Source organism: Shewanella violacea DSS12, assembly GCF_000091325.1.
GTDB classification, from domain to species: Bacteria; Pseudomonadota; Gammaproteobacteria; order Enterobacterales; family Shewanellaceae; genus Shewanella; species Shewanella violacea.
In genome coordinates, this window is the sequence record NC_014012.1 from 2113486 (window position 1) to 2134979 (window position 21494).

17 protein-coding genes are annotated in these 21494 nt (G+C 44.8%); 12 read left to right on the plus strand and 5 right to left on the minus strand.

Going from position 1 to position 21494, the window contains the following annotated elements:
• Window positions 1–33: 33 nt before the first annotated feature.
• On the minus strand, window positions 34–726 hold the full coding sequence (gene pdsR, locus SVI_RS08665; RefSeq protein ID WP_013051114.1) for a proteobacterial dedicated sortase system response regulator: 693 nt from the start codon (window positions 724–726) through the stop codon (window positions 34–36).
• Between the two features lie 291 nt (window positions 727–1017).
• Between pdsR and pdsO the strand changes: the two genes are divergently transcribed.
• The 3 genes from pdsO to SVI_RS08680 are packed head-to-tail and all read left to right on the plus strand — an operon-like array spanning window position 1018 to window position 4617.
• A complete protein-coding gene (gene pdsO / locus SVI_RS08670; protein WP_041419813.1) occupies window positions 1018–1755 on the plus strand; it encodes a sortase-associated OmpA-like protein PdsO in 738 nt (245 codons plus the stop codon).
• Window positions 1756–1783: 28 nt separating this feature from the next.
• Window positions 1784–4027 carry a marine proteobacterial sortase target protein gene (locus SVI_RS08675; protein ID WP_013051116.1) on the plus strand — a complete coding sequence of 748 codons (2244 nt, stop codon included), beginning with the start codon at window positions 1784–1786 and terminating at the stop codon, window positions 4025–4027.
• A complete protein-coding gene (locus SVI_RS08680) occupies window positions 4024–4617 on the plus strand; it encodes a class GN sortase (protein ID WP_013051117.1) in 594 nt (197 codons plus the stop codon). Before SVI_RS08675 ends, SVI_RS08680 begins: the two co-directional genes overlap by 4 nt.
• Window positions 4618–4627: 10 nt before the next feature.
• On the opposite strand, the gene SVI_RS08685 is transcribed toward SVI_RS08680, so the two are convergent.
• From SVI_RS08685 to SVI_RS08700, 4 genes are all read right to left on the minus strand, one after another.
• Window positions 4628–5653: a GGDEF domain-containing protein gene (locus tag SVI_RS08685; RefSeq protein WP_013051118.1), complete on the minus strand. Its 1026-nt coding sequence runs from the start codon at window positions 5651–5653 to the stop codon at window positions 4628–4630.
• A gap of 138 nt (window positions 5654–5791) precedes the next feature.
• A complete protein-coding gene (locus SVI_RS08690; RefSeq protein WP_013051119.1) occupies window positions 5792–8419 on the minus strand; it encodes an MlaD family protein in 2628 nt (875 codons plus the stop codon).
• On the minus strand, window positions 8406–9047 hold the full coding sequence (locus SVI_RS08695) for a paraquat-inducible protein A (RefSeq protein ID WP_013051120.1): 642 nt from the start codon (window positions 9045–9047) through the stop codon (window positions 8406–8408). The genes SVI_RS08690 and SVI_RS08695 overlap by 14 nt, the downstream gene beginning before the upstream one ends.
• On the minus strand, window positions 9040–9678 hold the full coding sequence (locus SVI_RS08700) for a paraquat-inducible protein A (protein WP_041419814.1): 639 nt from the start codon (window positions 9676–9678) through the stop codon (window positions 9040–9042). Before SVI_RS08700 ends, SVI_RS08695 begins: the two co-directional genes overlap by 8 nt.
• 212 nt (window positions 9679–9890) lie before the next feature.
• On the opposite strand from SVI_RS08700, the gene SVI_RS08705 reads away from it, so the two are divergent.
• The 9 genes from SVI_RS08705 to SVI_RS08745 all read left to right on the plus strand — a co-directional run bounded on the left by SVI_RS08705 (window position 9891) and on the right by SVI_RS08745 (window position 21488).
• Window positions 9891–10196: a YebG family protein gene (locus SVI_RS08705; protein ID WP_013051122.1), complete on the plus strand. Its 306-nt coding sequence runs from the start codon at window positions 9891–9893 to the stop codon at window positions 10194–10196.
• A 16-nt stretch (window positions 10197–10212) separates the two neighbouring features.
• Window positions 10213–10671: a GAF domain-containing protein gene (locus tag SVI_RS08710; protein ID WP_013051123.1), complete on the plus strand. Its 459-nt coding sequence runs from the start codon at window positions 10213–10215 to the stop codon at window positions 10669–10671.
• A gap of 276 nt (window positions 10672–10947) precedes the next feature.
• Window positions 10948–11580, plus strand: coding sequence for an RNA chaperone ProQ (gene proQ / locus SVI_RS08715; RefSeq protein ID WP_013051125.1), 633 nt, complete (start codon window positions 10948–10950; stop codon window positions 11578–11580).
• Window positions 11581–11605: 25 nt separating this feature from the next.
• Entirely contained in the window at window positions 11606–13690 is a 2085-nt protein-coding gene (gene prc, locus SVI_RS08720) for a carboxy terminal-processing peptidase (RefSeq protein WP_041419815.1), read from the plus strand.
• A 99-nt stretch (window positions 13691–13789) separates the two neighbouring features.
• Window positions 13790–16354 carry an aminopeptidase N gene (gene pepN / locus SVI_RS08725; protein WP_013051127.1) on the plus strand — a complete coding sequence of 855 codons (2565 nt, stop codon included), beginning with the start codon at window positions 13790–13792 and terminating at the stop codon, window positions 16352–16354.
• Between the two features lie 82 nt (window positions 16355–16436).
• The gene (locus SVI_RS08730) at window positions 16437–16652 is read left to right on the plus strand and encodes a DUF2835 domain-containing protein (protein WP_013051128.1); all 216 of its coding nucleotides are present in this window, start codon (window positions 16437–16439) and stop codon (window positions 16650–16652) included.
• 325 nt (window positions 16653–16977) lie between these two features.
• Window positions 16978–19026 (plus strand): DUF1302 domain-containing protein, encoded by a 2049-nt coding sequence (locus tag SVI_RS08735; RefSeq protein WP_013051129.1) that lies wholly within the window; start codon window positions 16978–16980, stop codon window positions 19024–19026.
• A gap of 18 nt (window positions 19027–19044) precedes the next feature.
• Window positions 19045–20409: a DUF1329 domain-containing protein gene (locus SVI_RS08740; protein ID WP_013051130.1), complete on the plus strand. Its 1365-nt coding sequence runs from the start codon at window positions 19045–19047 to the stop codon at window positions 20407–20409.
• Between the two features lie 53 nt (window positions 20410–20462).
• A complete protein-coding gene (locus tag SVI_RS08745) occupies window positions 20463–21488 on the plus strand; it encodes a WD40/YVTN/BNR-like repeat-containing protein (RefSeq protein ID WP_013051131.1) in 1026 nt (341 codons plus the stop codon).
• The last annotated feature ends 6 nt before the right edge of the window (window positions 21489–21494 follow it).

A 21494-nucleotide genomic window follows, 5' to 3' on the forward strand; every position in this document is an offset into this window, starting at 1 on the left:
AACATTATCAGCGGCTTGAATATTCAGCCGAGTTTACCCCTGTGGGTCCCATCGATATCCCATACCATAAACTGTATCTATGCAGTCGAAATCTGAGTCGAGAGCTAGGAATTTCTTACGGATCCGTTTCACATGGGAGGTGATGGTGCTGTCATCGACGAAAATCTTCGCTTCCTGCATCAATTCTTGTCGGTTTCTCACATGACCCGGGCGTTTCGCCAGTGCATGCACCATCCAGAATTCCGTCACTGTGAGTTCGATATGCGTCTTGTTCCAATACACTTGCATGCGGTTGATGTCGATAACCAGTTTATCTCTTTCTAGTAGGTTTTCATCGGACAGCTCTTTACCTTGCAGCTCTGCACGGCGAAATAGGGCTGCTAGTCTGGCAATTAGGTGTGGGAAGCTGACATCTTTACTCAGGTAATCATCGGCGCCCAACCTGAGTCCGCAGACGGTATCAAAATCACTGTCTCTGGCGGTTAAAAAGATAATGGGCAGATTACTCGACATGGCCCTGAGGGACTGACAAAGGGTAAATCCACCGTCAATTTCATCCTCGAGTCCGATATCTATGATTGCCAGATCCGGGAGACGAGTCATAAAAGCCTGCATAGCCGTAGGACGATTAGCATAGGCTTGGACACTGTAGCCTTGCTGTTGCAGTACTTCTTTATAGTTTTCGCGAATGGCGACTTCATCTTCAACGATGGCGATGCGTTTCATGACTCTCAACCTTTAAAATCAATTATCGTAACTGAGTTAATCGATAATCGTTCGGCAACTTACTCTAGTGCCGGTGAACCCTGTGGAGTGTGACTATACAGTAAAACAACAAGGTAAAAAGCCCACTTAAGCGATTGCCTTTTTGTTGCCACAATTGATACCCGCATTGCCATTTTTTATCCCCGTCAAAGTCATCTCTATGGGTTTTAATCTTCATATTGAATTGAAGCGCAGTTAACTCCTCGCTCAGTGAACACCTAAATAAGGTTAATGACAGTAGGGATGAATAAAATGAACAAGCAACTGATAGCCGCATTAGTGATGAGCTCATTAACAGTGTCGAATATGGGCTATGCATCAGAGATTGAAAATCCCAGAGAGCACCAAGAAGAGTTGATCGGCGTGGGCTCTGGAATATTTCTTGGCGCCGTAGTGGGCGGCCCCATTGGCGCTATCATAGGGGCGTTTACCGGAGGGATTATCGGTAAGTTGGTTGGAGATGATACTGAGATGGAATCTCAACAGCTAAAGTTAACCGAGCAAGCATCCACCATTAACCTGCTTAATGAAGATAATCAGTCACTGGCGATCATCTCTAATCAGTATGAGTCGCTGCAAGATGAACTGACCGAACTCAGATTGGCTAGGCAGCAGAAATTGACCGAATTAGAGCTGGGCTTAAATATTCAATTTAAGACAGGTTCCTCTCAGTTAGAGACACATTTTCAGCCGCAATTGGATGAACTCGCGAGTGTACTGCGGATATCTAATGACCTTAGATTAGATCTCATGGGATATGCCGATCGACGGGGAGAGTCGACTTACAATCAGGCTCTGTCAGAGCAGAGAGTTGCCGAGGTAAAGAGCTATCTACTCACTAAGGGAGTGGATGAGAAAAAGTTAGCTGCGAGTGCCTATGGTGCTAGTGCTCCGCTAACTGCTGAGCAGAGCTTTGAGAATGACTTCTTCGATCGCAGGGTCACGATTAGATTTGTGTCACAAGATACGACCCTTGCTGCCAATCATTAATCGGTTTTCATTAAAAAGGAATATAAAGATGAGAACAGGTTCGGGTCTAGATAATGTAAGTGTCCAAGCCCCTCTGATGAGGAGAGTTCACTTTGCCATATCCGGGATAGCCATAGTGCTGGCATCTTGGATAAATGTGGCACAAGCCTTAGATGCTGTTGAGATAACTCATGGGAGTTTTGTTTATCATAGCCAAGAAGAAAATAAGCCTCAGGTGGCACAGCCGCTTAACACAGATGTACAGATGAAGGTTTCTGGCTGGATTAATCGGGTCACAGTCACCCAGACATTCAGGAATGAGAGTGATTATTGGCTCAATGGCAGCTATTTATTTCCCTTGCCTAATGAGGCTGCCGTGGATCATATGCGCCTGATTGTTGGGAAAAAGATAATAGAGGGTCAAGTTAGAGAGAGAGAAGAGGCAAGGAAGCAGTTTCAACTGGCTAAGTCTAGAGGTCAAAAAACCAGCCTAGTAGAGCAATCTAAGCCTAATATCTTCACCACATCTGTTGCTAACTTAGGCCCAGGTGAAACCTTAGTGGTACAGATAAGCTATCAAGAGCTGGTGAAATATGACAAAGGTGAGTTTAGCCTCAGATTTCCTATGTTCGTTAAGCCTAGGTACGAGCCAAAAAATCTAGAGGGGAAGGATGATTCCTATCCCTCTACAGAGACAATATTGGCACAATTTGTTGATTTAAGTTACGGCTATGGAGAGCACAGAGCCCCAGGCTCTAAAGTGAACATAGAGATCGATCTTGATGCTGGCGTAGCGCTCAGTGAGATAACCAGTGTTTACCATGATATTGATAAGCACTTAGTTACCCATAACCGATATGATCTCAAGTTAGTCAGTGATACGCCAGCCAATAGAGATTTTGTTCTCAGATGGACACCGGTTTCCGGCAGTGAGCCCGTTGCGGCTATCTATACCCAGCAAGGCCAAACTCATAAGGAAGCAGACAATTCAAAAGAGGCCAGCGACTATGCACTACTCATGTTGATCCCACCTGAGATCGGGGCGAGCAGCGTAATAGCCAGAGACTTGATACTCGTTATCGACACCTCGGGTTCCATGTCTGGAGAGGCGATAGTACAAGCTAAGAAGGCCATGGGCTATGCATTAGCCGGATTAGGGGCGCGTGACAGCTTCAATGTGATAGCGTTTAATTCAGATGTACACGCCTTATCTGCACAGTCTCTTGCTGCCACGGCAAAAAATATCGGTAGGGCCAATCAGTTTATACGCACCTTAAAGGCCGATGGTGGCACAGAGATGGGCCCTGCACTGACTCGTGCGCTCGATAATGGCAATCACTCGACTTCTCACCAAGATGAAGAAGATTTTGATTCAGACGGTGTTCGTTTGAAGCAAGTATTGTTTATGACAGATGGGGCTGTGGCGAATGAGCGAAGTTTGTTCAATCTTATTGAGGATAAAATAGGTCATTCTAGACTGTTCACCATAGGTATTGGCGCGGCGCCTAACTCTCATTTTATGGAGAGAGCGGCTGAGTTTGGTAAGGGAACTTTCACTTACATTGGCAAGCTAGGTGAGGTGCAGCAGAAAATAGAATCCTTACTGTATAAGATTGAGCATCCTCAAGTCACAGATATTGAGCTGCACTATGGCGATGGGACGATTCCCGATCATTGGCCGATCAGTATCCCAGATCTGTATGCTAATGAACCTCTGTTAGTTGCGATAAAAATGCGCCCCAAGATATACCAGGCTTCGGCCTCTGAGTTAATCGTATCGGGCATGATAGGCGATCAAGATTGGCATAGCAGCTTGCCCCTTAATGAGCGTAAATCTGCTGCCGGTTTAGATCTTGTTTGGGCCAGAAAGCAGATAGCCGCATTGGAAATGAGTAAAGATGGGGTTAATCAGGCTAGAGTAAAAAAGCAGGTGACGGCGTTAGGACTCAAATACCATTTGGTGAGTCAGCATACCAGCTTAGTAGCGGTTGAGACCAATTCTGCCGTGGTGTCAAATTATGCAAGTATGGTGCAAACTACGCCATTTGGCTGGCAAGCCCCAGTGGGCTACTTGCCTCAGACCGGTGGTGAGAGCCGCTTGTTGATCATGATGGGCATGATTTTACTGGGCTTAGGTTTAGCTTATCTGGCAAGCTTTGGTCTTGATAAGGGAGCAGGCCTTAGACAGGGTATTAGTTTACTTATACAGAATAGGTTGAAAAAGGCGTCAATTCAGACAAGAGGCGACTATGGCGACTATGTACATGTGCCAACCAAAGATCTGGAGTCATGAGACGCTCGAGGGGCTGGCGTATAGGCCTCTGCAGCACTGTCATATTGACCGGAGTGTTACTCTTGGCACAAGGCTCATATATGCAGGCTAAGGCCTATTTCGCACAATATCTCATTGAGCAAGCTTGGCGACAAACCTTAGAGGATAAACAACCCCATAAACCTTGGAGTTGGGCCGATACCTATCCTGTGGCAAAAATGACCTTGATGACAGCAGATGATCTAGCGCTGGTAGACAGCACATTCTATGTATTGTCTGGTGCATCGGGGAGGAATTTAGCCTTCGGGCCAACTATGGTACAGGGTGGAGGCTTGCTGACCCAAGGGGGAAACAGGATCATAGCGGGTCATAATGATACGCACTTTTCTGTGCTCAATGGGATTAAACCAGGACGGGTGATAATATTTCAAGACGCAAATAAACAAAAAAGACAGTACCGAGTATCTTCAACCCAAATAGTACACGAAACTGACAATAGTGCACTTATGCCAAGCTATTATGATCAACTGACCCTGATAACTTGTTATCCATTTAATGCGCTACAAACAGGCAGCTCATATCGACTCATAGTGAGGGCGCTGCCTGTATAGCGGCTATCTTTTAGCTGGGGATCGGCATGACCCTGTTTCGGCCTAGGCGTTTTGCCTCGTAGAGAAGTTTGTCCGCTTGCTCTATAAGCTCGGCGCCCTCGAGGTTTTTATTCCATTGTGCGACGCCGAATGATGCGGTGATCTTATTGATACGAACATCTTTCCTTCTGTCTTTTAGGGTTATTTTTTCCAGCCCACGGCGCATGGCTTCGGCCAAATGTCGGGAAGAACCAAGTTGGCTCTTAGGTATGATGACAGCAAATTCTTCGCCGCCATATCGATAGAGTTTAGCGCCGTCTCTACAGGATGCCTGTAGTCGCTTAGCGACCACTTTAAGTACTTGATCGCCTAGCTGATGACCATAGTTATCATTAAATTCTTTGAAATGGTCGATATCCGCGAGTATGAGGCATAAACCGTCAGGTGATTGGCTCAGGGAGCCTCTAAGATCATTATCGAATGCGCGGCGATTGAATATACCTGTGAGGGCATCGTATAGCATGATTTGTTCAGATTTTTCTAATTGCTGCTTTAAAGCATTGATCTCTTGTTGGGCTTTACTCAGTTGACCGGTGAAATACTGTGTGCTGGAACGTATGTCGTCGGACTCCTTGACTAAGCTTCTGACGATACCGAGTACCTTCTCTAAGCTGACGCCTTCCTCTTCGATTCGATTTAATTTATCGAAATTACTGTCGATACGGCGCTGAAATTGTGTGGCATCAACATTGGTATCTTTGAGAGAGTGAGAGAGCTCAGTGACCATGGCTTCTAGATTCTGTCGCATGTCGAGGACATCGACCTCGATAGGATCTGACACGTATTCTCGATATAGCATCTCAGCATTCACGGGCGGGCAGGTATGATGTTGCTCAATAACCGTGTCGAGTCGTTTGTTTAATTCCGGACTTTGTTCTGAGACATAGGTATACCAGAGCGCATAATTGGTTGGCGTGGTAGGAATTTGGTGCTTTAACATTAAAGGAACGGCTTTTTTTAAGTTTCTGGCCGCCAGCTTTATGATTTCTTTAGACATAAACCTTCCTGAATTAATACCAATCTAACTAGGTATAAGCACTAATTTTAGTCGGTAAATGAGAGCTTAGTGAATGAGGGTAATTAAACAGCTGCCAGAAGGGGAAATATTATCCTTCCGGCGCCGATTAATCAGTGATTACTTTTGGCTGACTTGGACTGGTGCCCATGTTAGCCATTTAGATTCGAGTTTTTGATGTAAGGTAAAGCTAGCACCAGATCCCAGTCGATTACTCGTTCTGGTTTGCTGCTGAGTTACCACCCCAATACCACCCGCAAGTATGGTTTCTAATGATCCAGTTTCAATCTTAGCCCCTGAAAAAAGCCCTACATCGACTTTTACGCCTGAAAGATCCCAGAATTTACTCGTTTGGTTGACCAGGTGGCGATATTTGCCATCGACATGGGCGAACATCTGAACTGAATTGCCGGTGTCAGCTAACTGATAAGCATGGATTGCACCAATTTTAATGCCCCTAAAAATAATCGGGGTTCCGGCTTTAATTGATCCTAGGTTGCTGTCTTCGAGAGTGAATTGTAACCAATCTCTTTTGGCTTGAACCACTGGAGTCACTTCACCGATAAATTGAGTACGCTTCAGAGAACTTACACCAGGTTTTACTCCAATATAGGGGCCAGATAATAAGGTTTCTGGCGCCTGAATCCCTGCGAGGGATATTTGTGCATCAACCAGGAAATACTCGGCATCCTCTTGAGTAAAGTGTTGGGCGTAATCTCCATATAGATAGGCATCGACGCTGACACTGACCAGATCTTTATTCAAGGTGACGCGCTCGACTGCACCCACCTTATGGCCCAAGTAACGTATGGGCGCCTTGGCTGCTAACTTGACGTCGGCTGGGAAGGTGAGGCTAATGGGTTTTGCCTGAGCCAGTGCCAGAGATTTAGATTCATATAGATAAGTTTGTGAGCCTATATCATCATCGTCGAGCAAGCCCAGTGTGATACTACCTTTTAATGCTCCCTGAATGGGGGCGACATCTATTTCTATGCCTGAAAGGGCTGCATTGACTGTGATAGCACTGTTGCGCCAAAAAACACTATTGGTTTTGACCAAAGGTTTGAATTGGTCTCGAATGCTGATGCTAATATCGAAGTTCTCATTAGCAGAGCTCCAGTTAACCTTGTTGACCTGGCCAATTTGCATTTTTTGATAGTAAACAGGTGATCCAGGTGAAAGGCCTGCACCATCGGGGCTGGTCAGGGACAGTGTAAATTGTGTTAGTTTGTCAAAATAATCATCGGCTGCATTCGTTGAGAGGAACAAAGCCAGTTGTGCATGATTTCTTGCCACTGTCTTACTTGGGCCCTGGATCAGACTAATAGCGCCCTTGGTTAAGGTGGATAGATCTCGAGTTTTTACTGAGATACCCTCTAGGGATGCTTGGATTGACAGGGCCGATTCGGGGATGAAATAACTGTCGGTATTGACCAAGTCAGTAAATTCAGGCCAGATTTCGATCTGGTATTCTACGCCGGTTAACGCCTGGTTAAGGCTGACAGAGTTGACCTTACCTATGGCCAATTGCTTATAGCGAACTTCTGCTCCGACGCCTACACCTGGGTTATTATCGGCGATTAAGCTTAAAAGTAATTTAGACTGAGTGTCTTGATCCGGTGCAATATTCAAGAGAGTGTATTGCTGCTTCGGCTCACCGCTTCCTGGTGAAAAATTAATGACACTGCCTGTGAGTAAGCGTCCCGCATGCTTGATACCTGATAAGGAAATATCGGCGCCCTCAAGCCAGAAATGAGATGTCCCTGAGAGCAACTGGGCATAGTCTTTATCAATTTTCGCAGTGAACTGAACACCGGTATCGGTTAGATGTGTATCTGTTATACGACCAATATTGATGCCTCTGAAAACGATGGGGGTGCCGGTAGATGCAGCGTCCGATTGACTGGCCGTCAATGAAAACTCTATGCCACCTTGGGTCAATGCTTGACTGTCGTAGACACGATAACTGTGCCCATTTTCGGCTATTTGAGATTCATCGGAAGAGCTAAAGCTTAGACCACCGGCAAGAATGGATGACAAACTTTCGGATTTTATCTCTATGCCAGAGAGCGAGGCGTTGATATGGAGGCCGGAGACATTCCAGAATTGAGAATCGGTTTTTACCAAGTGGGCATATTGTTTGTTAATAAATGCGCTCAGTAAAATTTGCCTCGATCCTTTAAGATGATAACTGATGATTTTTCCAACGGGAATTTGTCGGTAAAAAATCTGTGAACCAACATCCAGAGAACCTAGAGTCTCGGCGGTTAATTCAATGACTAAACCGTCGCTTCCAGGCATTATCGCCGGGGCATTTGTTTCGGCTTCGAAAAAGGAATGTGACTGACCACCACCGGGTTGAATCGCGATATAATTTCCCGAGAAGAGCGCATCTAACCCTTCAACCCCAGTGATTGAGGCCTTAGGCGTGACTAACCAGAATTTGGTTTGCTCATTTAAAAAGGGATCGGCTCGGTAATCCATCTTGAGATCGACATTTACGCCTTGTAGGTCGTCATCGATACTTATATCGACCACCTTACCTACGGTAAGTCCTTGATAGCGTACTAAGGTTTTACCAACATCAATTCCAGTCGCGCTGGGGAAGTGGATTCGCACTTCGATACCGGCTTCTCTTATACTTTTAATCCCTAACCAAGACCCTAGGGCAATAGCCACTAAAGGTAAAAGCCAGATAGGTGAAAAAAGCTTCTTTTTAACTACTTTCGGTGTTTCAATTTGCGTCATCTTTCGATTCCAATCGATCCCAGAGTAAACGAGTATCAAGTACTTTAGCTGCGACTTGTGTCAGTAAAATCACTAAAGCAAATGCGGTTGCGGCAGGTCCAGGCCTTGCATCTAGCAACTGCCCCATATTGACCAGCGCTGCGGTAATAGATATGACAAATAGGTCGAGCATCGACCAGCGACCTATCCATTCAATAACATGAAATCCAACCATCAATCTTTTCTTGGAGATGGGTAGGCGAAAACTGATGGCAAGCAGATAAATAGTCAGCCCACATATTTTTAGGATCGGCACTAAGATACTAGCGGTAAATAATATTACCGCTATAGGTAAGATGTCCAGATCGATGAGGTGAGTAATGCCAGTAAAAATTGTATCGTGGCGTGTATGCCCTTGGCTGGTAAAAATGGTGATGGGGTAGATATTTGCCGGGATCAGTAAAATTGCGGCAGTAATAAGTAAAGCCCAGCTTTTCTGTAAACTCGAATAATCACGCAGGGCGAGTATCGAGCCACAGCGTGAACAATGATTTTCCGCGTGAGGCATCAACTGTTTGCATGAAGGACAGAGTGTCAGACCGACATCTTTACCTTGGGTTCTGTGTGCCTGCTCCGAGGGACTAGTCATTTAATAGACTCCACATATGTTCCAGATGATATTCACGCTGTAAAAATAGGGTCACCAGAAATAACATTGCGAAACAGAAAGTGCCCATCTCCAGATGGATATCTGTGTAGTCTCTGAGTTGGAAGACAGATATAAAAATACTGATCATATAAATTTCTAACATGGTGAGCTGTGAGAGCAGACCATGATATTTCAATAGGCGCTTCAATATATCCCGAAAAAAAGGCACTTCCAATCGGTATTTGATGATTAAAATTTGTGAGAGGACAGATAAAAGCAATAAACCCGGTGCTATGACTGCCGAGGTGAGTACGGCAATGGCGACGACCCAATAACCTTGATTGGCAACAGCCATGGCACCTTCGAAGATGGTTGTTGTCCTGATGCTACCAAGGAAATGTAACTCAATAACGGGGAGTAAATTTGCCGGAACGAAAAAAATGAGCGCTGTTAGACACAGGGCTAACATGCCGTTTAGGGAACAATAAGGTGCATCATAAATGGCAGTATGACATCGAGGGCATAAGGCGCGAACCGACGAAGGCAAGGCTCGTTTCCTTATCACAAGATCACAGGAACGACACAGGGTCACACTGGTATCTGCACACTTCTCTTCCGTAAGTAATTTCAATCTTTCTAACACACCCTAATCGTTAATATTTGATTCGACGATACTCGTTAATTCATCCGAACGTCACGGCATTGAGTCATGCTCAATTGTGAATACCTTGAGGATATTATTATATAATTTGACAAATAATATCAGGTTTTCTGGAATACTTGCATAAGAAGTTATATTTATGAGACCCTACAACTGTATATAAAAACAGTGAGAGGGACGTTATGGCGGTTGTTACTAAATATGTAGTGGTCAGAGAGGGGATCGAGAAAATGACATTCACATCTAAGAAGGAGGCGGATGCCTACGATAAGATGCTTGATATCGCCGATAATCTAGCCCCATTCTTAGCCGAGTCAGAATTAGAGATAGATGAAGTAACTTGTGAAAAGTTGAGTTTTTATCTTGCTCAACACAAGGAACTATTGCTCAATTTACTTAAAGGCGTCGTACCTCAGAAGCCAGAGACGACTGAAGTGAAAAAAACGTCTAAGAAAGCCGAGGCTAAAAATGTCGGTACAAAAAAATAATATCTAGGAAGTTTGTATGAAAACTGAATTTTATCAAATGTTGAATCGTCAAGCACAAGCGCTTCTACAGGGCGAAAATGACTTAGTGGCCGGGATGGCCAATTTTTCAGCTTTACTCAATGACTCACTCGAAGGGCTTAATTGGGTGGGCTTCTATCTGCTAAAAGATGGGCAGCTAGTCTTGGGTCCATTTCAGGGCCGAGTCGCCTGTACGCGTATTCCTCTGGGTAAAGGAGTCTGTGGTTCGGCAGCAGCAGACAATAACACCCTTAGGGTGGCCGATGTTCATCAATTTTCAGGACATATTGCTTGTGATTCAGCGACAAATTCAGAGATAGTTATCCCCATTATCAGGGATAACCGAGTTATAGCCGTTTTAGATATAGACAGTCCTAAGTTAGCTCGATTCGATGAAATTGATCAAATAGGGCTCGAAAACTTAGTATCAAGCTTCGAAAGTGCGTTATTTGGCTAAACTATGACCAATATTTCATAATACATGTTCGCAATCGTCAAACTCGGGTTTATAATAGGCGGTTCGAATACTAAGGACGTTGAGAATATTCCTAGCTTGGAATGAAAGCTTGGCGTTTGTTAATTGTAATTGCTAAAGTATGTCTGCCGTGTTTGCGCTGCGTCTCGATAATTCTGTTTGGGATTATCTGGTGAAGCCCGCGAAAGACAAATATAAACGACACTGTTTAGCCTACTTATGACTAGTCAGTGCCCCTTTTAAACTGTGGAAGAAATAATGGAATCAACAGACAAGTTGACCGACACCAACGCAATTCTTGCGTATTTATACGAAACATTTCCTTTGTGCTTTATTGCCGAAGGCGAAACTAAACCATTAAAAATTGGATTGTTTCAGGAGTTGGCTGAAAGGTTAGCTGATGATTCTAAAGTCAGTAAGACTCAATTGAGAATTGCTTTGAGACGCTATACTAGTAGTTGGCGTTATCTGAAGGGCGTAAAAGCCGGTGCTCAACGAATCGATCTTGAGGGTAATGAGTGCGGTGAGTTAGAGCAAGAGCATATTGAACATGCGCAATCAACGCTTAAAGAGAGTCAGGAAAAAGCGAAAGCTAAACGCATTGCTAAAGCTACGGCGGCAAGAAAGGAAGCTCAAGCTGCTAAGCAAGCCTTGAAGCCTGCACCTAAGCGTGCCAAGCCAGCGCCTAAAAAGCCAGCGAAAGAACCTGCTCCTGTTGTTAATTTGACGCCAGCAGTGTTAAATGAGCTGAAACAAAATCAGCGTGTTAGTGTCAAACTAGGTAAGTCTCCAGTTTCTGGTGTTATCGTTGATATTAAAAGAAGTGATGTTCAAGTCCAACTGGACTCAGGCCTAACCATAAAAGTTAGTGTTGAGCACATCATGCTTTAATTTTAGAGTAAGGAGTAACTTGTTGATGCGAAAAATCACCCTGGCTGTCTCAATCGCCAGTATTTTTGTCGGATTCTCGGCGTGGGCGTTAACCCCTACAATTCCATTCAGCGAGTTACCCGCTTTAACGCAGGAGCCGCAACATAAAGTTGCGAGCAAGCGCGTGACAGGCCTTTTCACTCGTTCTCACTATCACAGATTTGATTTAGATGATGCTTTTTCCGAGCGAGTGTTTAAGCGATACTTAAAACAGCTCGATTATAGACGTAATGTGCTGCTTCAGAGTGATCTGGATAGCTTCAACGTTTATGCAAAACAATTCGATGACATGCTTAAAAGTGGTGATTTAACACCAGCTTATAAGATGTACCAACAAGTTCAAAAAAGACGTTACGACCGTTTCACCTACGCACTCTCTTTATTAGACAAAGAGATGGACTTCACGCTTGCTAATGACAAGTATCAATATGATCGTGAAGATGCGAGCTGGCCTAAAGATGAAGCGGAAGTGGACGAGCTTTGGCGTCAACGTGTCAAATATGATGCATTGAACCTTAAACTGACTGGTAAGACATGGGACGAGATCGTTCCTGTGCTTGAAAAACGCTATAACAATGCGATTAAGCGATTGAGTCAGACTAAGAGTGAAGATGTTTTTCAAGGTGTGATGAATGCCTTCTCTCGTACCGTCGAGCCTCATACTAGTTACCTTTCACCACGCAATGCCGAACGCTTCCAGATGGAAATGAACCTTAGCCTTGAGGGCATAGGTGCTGTATTACAGATGGATGATGACTACACGGTTATTAAGAGTCTTGTTACTGGTGGTCCGGCCGCAAATAGCGAAAAATTATCTCCCGAAGATAAAATCATTGGCGTTGGTCAAGAAGGCAAAGATATAGTCGATGTTATCGGCTGGCGTTTAGACGACGTAGTTGAACTGATAAAGGGCCCTAAAGGCAGCAAGGTAGTGCTGCAAATTTTGCCTAATAAAGGCGGCACTTCGGCGAAGCCTTTTGAACTTGTCATCGTCAGGGATAAGATTCGTCTCGAAGACAGAGCGGCAACATCTGAAGTCATTGAACCCGATAATGGCCTCTACGAAAATCGTAAAGTTGGTGTTATTCAGATCCCTGGTTTCTATATGAACCTGTCGAAAGATGTGTCTAAAGAGCTGGTTAAGCTCAAAGAAGCGAAAGTTGAAGGCATCATCATCGACCTTAGAGGTAATGGTGGTGGCGCATTAACCGAGGCCACTTTGCTGACAGGCTTGTTTATTGACCAAGGTCCTGTGGTTCAGATAAGAGATGCTAACGGCCAGGTGTCGCAGAATCGTGACAATGACGGCCGTACTAGCTATAGCGGTCCATTGACTGTGATAGTGGACAGATACAGCGCATCGGCATCAGAAATTTTTGCTGCAGCATTACAAGATTATGATCGTGCGCTAATTGTAGGTGAATCTACATTTGGTAAAGGTACTGTGCAGCAGCACAAGAGCCTAGGTCGTATCTATGATATGTATAAAAAACCTATCGGCCATGTGCAATATACTATCGCTAAGTTTTACCGCATCAATGGCGGCAGTACTCAGCTTAAAGGCGTGACACCTGATATCTCTTTCCCGAGCGCATTAGAGCCGGGTGAGTACGGGGAGTCTGATGAAGAAAACGCACTGCCTTGGGACAAGGTACCTGTGGCTCAATACGGCACACTCGGTGATATTAACCCTAGCCTGGTGACTCGCTTAGATGCTAAACACCAAGAGCGTGTAAAAAGCGATGTAGAGTTTGGTTATATTAATCAAGACATAGTCGAGTTTAAGCTGCATCACAATGAAACCACAGTGTCATTAGTCGAAATAGAGCGTATTGCCGAGCGTGAAAGCAATGAAAAGAAACAGCTCGAGAGACTCAATGAGCGTCGTGTTAAACAAGGTTTAGAAATCGTCAAAACCTTGGATGATGAAGATGAAGCCACTAGTGATGACAAGGATGCTAAGTCCGATGAGGAAGAGGTTAAGATCCCAGATGCCTTCCTTGATGAAACTGTCTATATCACCTTAGACCTTGTTGACAACGAAAGGCTTGCCAAGAACCAATCAAACTAGATTTGTATGACTTTGAAAAACGCGCTTCGGGCGCGTTTTTTTATATTTATTATTTAGCTTATGGTGACATGAGCGTTGAAAAGGATTTAAGGTCTGTTTATGACACAAGCACAAGCAAAATACCTAAAAGACTATACCGCACCTAGATTCACCATCACACATCTGGATTTAAGCTTTACCTTAGAGGGGAAAGAGACACAGGTTGTTGCTAAGAGTCAGGTAGTTAGACTAGACAGCACAGCGACCTGTTTGATCCTCGATGGTGATGAGATGAAGATCTTATCGGTGAAGATTAATGGTGAAGATGTTAGCTACAAGCAAGGGTTAACGAACCTATCTATAGATACACAGCTCGATGAGTTCCAACTTGAAATAGTGACTCAGCTAGACCCAGAAGCAAATTTAAGCCTCGAAGGCCTCTACATGTCAGATGGGGCATATTGCACCCAGTGTGAGGCCGAAGGCTTCAGACGAATCACTTACTTCCTCGATAGACCCGATGTCTTAGCCATATATACGGTGCGCATAGAAGCCGATAAGACCGCTTTTCCTTACCTGTTAAGTAATGGAAACCCTATTGAAAAGGGATCTCTTGATGGCGACCGTCATTTTGCCAAATGGCATGATCCATTTCCTAAACCTGCTTACTTGTTTGCCTTGGTTGCCGGAGACTTTGACTTATTAGAAGATGAGTTTATCACCCGCAGTAATCGCGCCGTAAAATTGCAGGTATTTGTCGATAAAGGCAATTTAAATAAAGCACACCATGCTATAGCGTCACTTAAGAAGTCTATGGCATGGGATGAGTCTCGCTTTAATCTCGAGTATGATCTTGATATCTACATGATAGTTGCGGTGGATTTCTTCAACATGGGCGCTATGGAGAACAAGGGGCTCAACGTATTCAACACTAAATATGTTTTAGCCGATACAAGCTCAGCGACTGATGAAGATTACCATGGTATCGAAGCCGTTGTGGGACATGAGTATTTCCATAACTGGACAGGAAACAGGGTAACTTGCAGAGACTGGTTTCAATTAAGCCTCAAAGAGGGGTTAACGGTTTTCAGAGATCAAGAATTCAGCTCAGATTTAGGCTCGAGGGCTGTAAACCGTATTCATGCCATTAAGGTGATAAAGAATCAGCAGTTTGCCGAAGACTCTGGCCCTATGTCCCACCCAATACGTCCCGAATCTGTCATCGAGATGAATAACTTCTATACGGTAACTGTGTATAACAAAGGCGCCGAAGTGATACGCATGTTGCATACCTTACTCGGGGAGCAGAAGTTTCAGGCCGGAATGCAGCTGTATTTCCAGCGTCATGATGGTCAGGCGGTCACTTGTGATGATTTCGTCGCGGCGATGCAAGATGCCAGTGGCGTAGATCTGGTTCAATTTAAGCTGTGGTACAGTCAGTCTGGTACTCCTGTTGTGACGGTTGAAGAAGATTATGATGAGGTAAACGCGTGTTACCGTTTAACTATCAAGCAGACCACTCCTGAGTCGGCCGAACAAAAAGACAAACAAGCCCTGCATATTCCCTTCGACTTGGAGCTATTATCCGGTCAAGGAGAGTCAATGTTGAGTGCAGTTATCGATGTTAAACAGGCAAGCCAAGAGTTTATCTTTAATGATATTACTGAGAAGCCTGTGCCATCTTTACTGCAGAATTTCTCAGCACCGGTTAAATTAGTGTTTGATTATTCCATTGAGCAATTAGTCCATCTAATGAGATTCGCCAGTAGTGAAGTCGCCCGTTGGGAGGCGTCAGTGACTCTGGTAAGCCAGTCGATTTGGGACAATGTCGCTAATTTGCAGCTCAATCAAGCCATGCATGTGGATCCCAGAGTTGTTGATGCTTATCGTGGTGTACTGCTTTCACCAAGTCTAGATCTCGCCTTAGTAGCAGAAATCTTTACTCTGCCGAGTGTTTCTGCACTCATAGAGCAGGCCGAATCCGTTGAACTCGATGCCTTGGGCACTGCCCGCGACTATGTGGCAGAAGAGATCGCCACCGCCTGTGAAGATGAATTAGTCACTCGTTACAGAGAGCTGGCGGGAGTCGATAACGCCGCTGCACGAGCGCTTAAAAATACCTGTTTATTCCTGCTGCAAAAAGTCTCTGATGAATATCAAGAGTACGCCGAGGATCAGTATGTTCAGGCGGCTAATATGACTGACAGCTTAGGGGCACTACAAGCCTTGAATGGCGAAGCATCATCTGTGAGAACTAGACTCATGGCTGATTATGAATCTAAATGGAAATCGACACCACTGGTGATGGATAAGTGGCTGACGTTACATGCGACTTGTGGTGATGATAAGTGTTTGGAAACCTTAGTCGCTTTGACTGATCATGAATCTTTTAGTTATTCCAACCCTAATAGAGTTAGATCTTTAGTCGGTGCTTTCGCTGCTGGTAACTTGATTCAATTTCATGATATCGAGGGCAAAGGCTACGACTTCCTGACCGATGCGATTATCAAGCTTAATAAGGTGAATCCTCAAGTCGCTGCGCGTATTATCACGCCTTTGATTCAATTTAAAAAGTTTGATTCAAGCAGGCAGGCTATGATGAAAGCCTCTCTGGAGCGTATCTTAGGCCTTCCTGACTTATCAAAAGACCTCTATGAGAAAGTGTCCAAGGCACTTGGCCTTTAAATCTGCAGCTGATCGTTAACCATGCCAGCCCCTAACAGCTTAAGCTTCTAGGGGCTTATATCTCATTTCTTGTAGTTGTCTTATGATCTTTTATTTTTCACTCAATGTCACTTATCACGACTTCCAGCAATTCTATCGGGGGGAGGTGGAAAAGGTCGAAGTCCATGACCACAAAGGTAGAACCTTGTGGATACATGGCAGACATTTTCGTCGCTTCTTAACACGCTCAGGTATTCAGGGGCAGTTTAAAATGGAACTCAATGCTCAAGGAGATCTTGTCTCTCTTAGTAAATGCTAAATTAATATAGAGCAATTACTTCAAACGTGTGATTAATTCATTCTCTTATCCTTTCCGGTTCTAAACCAAGTTAATTAACTGTATTTACAGTTAATTAACTTACTGTTCCTGCAATATCAAATTCCTCCATGTTCGAATTTAAATCAAGTGTTTGAAATATGGATTTAAAATCAGCTAACGTACTTAATTCTTTGGAAGATTTTATTAAATTCTGCCTTGCTCATCAGATGTAAATACTGTAACAATGGTGTTAGCTGAAGGCTAACAAGATGTTGGCTGTCATTCCTAATAACAAGAATTCAGCAGGTTACGGAGAAGCGCTAAAATGAAAAAGGTTAATAACGGCTTTACGAAGTCGACACTTGCTTTAGGGATCGTAGCGGCACTGAGTATGGGTATCTCATCCAGTGTCAATGCTGTATCTTTTGATTGGGGAGAAGTTGAAGGCACGTTCGATTCGACATGGTCAGCGGGTGCGAGCTGGCGTGTAGAAGGGCGTGATTGGGACAGCAACATAGGTAAGGTGAATCACCCACAGTTTGATTGGTCTAACTATTCAGCATTTGGTAATACCAAGTATAGCTCAGCTCAGATCTGGGCTCAGCCTGGTTCTTATTCCAGTAACGGTGACTTAAGTAATCTGCTCTATTCGAAGGGTGACACCACTGCAGTGGTATTCAAGGGACTGCATGAGTTATCGCTAAAATATAAAAATTTCGGTGTGTTTGCTCGTGGTATGTATTTCTTCGATCAAAAGGCCAATAACGGCAGCTATGGTTTTAGCGACCCCTTGACTGGGAAGGAATACGATCCCTGTGCAGATTCTCAATCTTCTAAGGTGCAATGTAAAGACGTTCGCCTGCTTGATGCCTTCGTCTATGGAGATTTCGATTTTAACGATGGTGCCAACCCCCTGACTGTTCGAGTTGGTCAACAGGTCGTTTCTTGGGGAGAAAGTACACTTATTCCCCATGGTATCGGCGTTATCAATGCGGTGGATTTGAACATTCTCAATGCCCCAGGCTCCGAGCTCAAGGAAGCCTACAGACCTCAAGGTATGGTTTGGGCATCTTTTGGAGTGACAGATCAACTTTCGGTCGAAGCTTTCTATCAGTATGACTGGGAGCCTGTGTGGGTGCCAACACCTGGCTCATACTTCTCCTCTAACGATTTTGCCGGTTACGGTGGTTATGGCCAGAATGCCCAGCTAGGTTTTCAGTCAAACCCAGACATGAACCTTGAGTTCCTTTTGTCTGAGTATAACGACCTTGTTGCCATGATAGCTTCGCAGCAATTTACCTCTGAACAATTGGGTGCATTAGCTCTAGCCTATCCAACCAAATCCACCTTAGTTCAAGATCAGGCCAGCGCCAGTGATTCGGGCCAATATGGTATCAAGCTTGGGTACTATGCTCCTGAACTCGGAGAGACTGAGTTCGGCCTCTATTACATGAATTATCACAGTCGTCGTCCTTTAATCAGCGGGACAACGGCTAACTTTACTCAAGCAGCCGTTGGACGTGATCTCGTTAAGCTTGGAGAGATTGCCGCAGCTGGCGGCACTGTGGATCGTGATACCTTACTGGGTCTAGAAACCTTCTCTAAGGCGAAAATTGAGTATCCCGAAGACATTCAACTATATGGTTTTAGTTTCAACACGCTTATCGGTGATACCTCGGTGGCGGGAGAAATTTCCCACCGTCAAGATGAGCCACTGCAGATCGATGATGTGGAGCTGCTTTTCGCTGCCATGCCGCAACAGCTAGCAAACGCAGGTATCAGACCCGATCTCGACGGTATTTCTCAAATGGACAATGTCGCTCCAGGTCAGTATGCCGAAGGCTTCATTCGTTTAGATACCACACAGGCACAGGCAACCTTTACCCATCTGTTTGGTCCGACATTTGGTACCAGTAATCTAGTGATGCTGGCCGAGATAGGCGGCGTTTGGATCCATGATATGCCAGGTTTTGATGAGCTAAGACTTAACGGTCCGGGTACGGCTCGTTCTGGTGGTAATCCTGATATGCCGGGAATTATTGAAGCCGTTCACAATGGTCCTGAGACGAACCCGTTTCCGACAGATTTTGCCTGGGGTTATCGTTTGGTAGCCAAAGCCGATTACAACAACTTGTTTGCCGGGGTGAACATGTCGCCACGGATAATTTTCTCACATGATGTTGAGGGTATTACGCCGGATCCTATGTTCCTGTTTACCGAAGGCAAGAAGTCTGTGTCTCTTGGTGTGAACTTCGATTACCAGAGTCGTTGGGGAGCAGATATCTCCTATAACAGCTTCTTTGGTGGTGTAGGCACGACAAACCAGATGTCTGACCGAGATTACGTGTCATTTAACATTAAATATTCAATCTAGATCACAAGGACAATAATAATGAAGAAACTTGCGATATTGTCGGCGGCTGTGATAGTTGCTTTGAGTGCACCCAGTGCATGGGCGAAGGTTACAGAGGCTGCTGCGAAAAAATTAGGCACCGAATTGACGCCTTTGGGTGGAATTAAGGCGGCTAATGCCGACGGTTCCATTCCTGCTTGGGATGGTGGGATCACCACGCCTCCTGCTGGTTACAAGAAGGGGATGCATCATCCGGATCCATTTGCCGGTGATAAGATAGAGTTTACTATCACCAACGCCAACAAGGATAAGTATAAAGAGCATCTTTCCGAAGGCCAGATCAAACTTTTTGAACTGTATCCTGATACTTACAAGATGAATGTCTATCAAACCAGACGTACAGCTTCAGTGCCTCAGTTTGTCTATGACGCCACTAAGGCCAATGCAACACGTGCCGAGTTGGTGTCCCAAGGTAATGGTGTAAAAGGAGCATCTATCGGCGTGCCTTTCCCGATCCCTGAAAATGGATTAGAGGTTATCTGGAACCATGTGCTGCGTTTTCGTGGTGTAGATGTGAAAACATCACGTAGCCAAGCCGCGCCCACAGCAGGCGGCAGCTATACGCTCGTTGAAACTACCGAAGAGATACGTTTTCAGTATTCACGTCCTGAAATGACCTTGGATAAGCTTGCCGCTTCTAATACCTTGTTCTACTTCAAGCAAGTAGTGACTCAGCCTGCTCGTCTGGCGGGTACGGCTCTGCTGGTTAAAGAGACCATGGATCAAGAAGCCTTGCCAAGACAAGCCTGGACCTATAACACGGGTCAGCGTCGAGTGCGTAAGGCACCCAATGTTGCCTTCGATACGCCAGGTTCGGTGTCTGATGGCCTAAGAACAACAGATGATTTCGATATGTTCAACGGTTCGCCAGTTAGATATAACTGGGAGCTTATTGGGAAGAAAGAAGTTTATATTCCTTATAACGATTATAAACTTCATTCAGATCAGTTGAAGTACGATCAGATCATTAATCCAGGTCATATCAACCCTGAGTTTGTCCGTTGGGAAAAGCATCGTGTTTGGGTGGTTAAGGCTCAGCTTAAAGAGGGCATGCGCCATATCTACAAGACTCGTGTCTTTTATATAGATGAAGATTCATGGCAGGTATCGCTCGCCGATATGTATGATAACCGTGATGAGCTATATCGTGTTGCGGTTGCACATGCAATCAACTACTACGAAGTGCCAACACATTGGAGTACCTTAGAGGTCTTCCACGATCTTCAATCTCGACGTTACATCGCCATGGGTCTTGATAATGAAGGTCGCATGTATGATTTTGATGCCAAGCTCAGTGAAGCTAACTTCACTCCAGCAGCGTTGAGACGTGCAGGTATTCGTTAACCCTCAGTTTCAAGGGGCGGGTTACCGCCCCTCTATTCTTTAAGGAAGTCTGTATGTTGTTTAGCATGCTTCGATCAGTATCTATCTGTCTGTTTTTAATTATTTCTTTTCAGCCGAGTGCGCTGGAAATTGATCCCTCCTATGTCAAAGGTCAAATACAAGCTTTAGCCATTGATTCGATTATTCTCGATATTGCGACTAATGGAGACACGGTTCTGGCCGTTGGCGAGCGTGGTCATGTATTTATTTTTGATGAGCAGGCAAGCCCTCAGTGGCAGCAGGTATCGAGTCCTACCCGCGCCCATCTCACCAAGGCATTCTTAATCACCCCACAGCTCGGGTGGGCCGTTGGCCATGACGCGACCATAATACACACTCGAGATGGGGGAGAAACCTGGCAGTTACAGATGGAGTCCAAGGAAATTGAAAAACCCCTATTGGATATCCATTTTTTCGATGAACTAAATGGCATCGCCGTCGGTGCTTATGGGCTGTTTTATCGCACCAGCGATGGAGGAGAAAGCTGGAAAAGTGAGTATCATCAAGAATTATTATTCGAAGAGGATGTCGATTATTTGGCCGAATTAAAGGCCGAGGACGAAGCGCTCTATTTGAGTGAGAGAAGCACCTTACTGCCACACTTTAACCGAGTTATTTCGACCATAGATGGTCAATTAGTCATGGTGGGAGAGCTAGGGTTGGTGGCAGTCTCCAATGATCAAGGGCGCAACTGGCAGAAGCTAGACTTCATCTATGAAGGCTCAATGTTCAACGCTGTTTATGTTAAAGATACATTATTTGTTATGGGCTTAAGGGGACATGTTTTTAAGACTGATGCCAGTATGACAAACTGGATCGAAATCTCATTACCTGTGACCTCTACCATCAATGGCGTCATGGTAAAAAAAGACGGCAAGCTTCGTCTGGTGGGTAATGCCGGTGTGGTTATCGATGTCACATTAGCGGGTAAAAGCCAGCTTATTGAGCAGCGCCAAGGTGAGAATTTAGTGTCGATAGCTCAAGATCCCCAAGGTCATACCTGGATAGCAGGTACCAAAGGCCTCTTCAAACAACAATAATAGGAT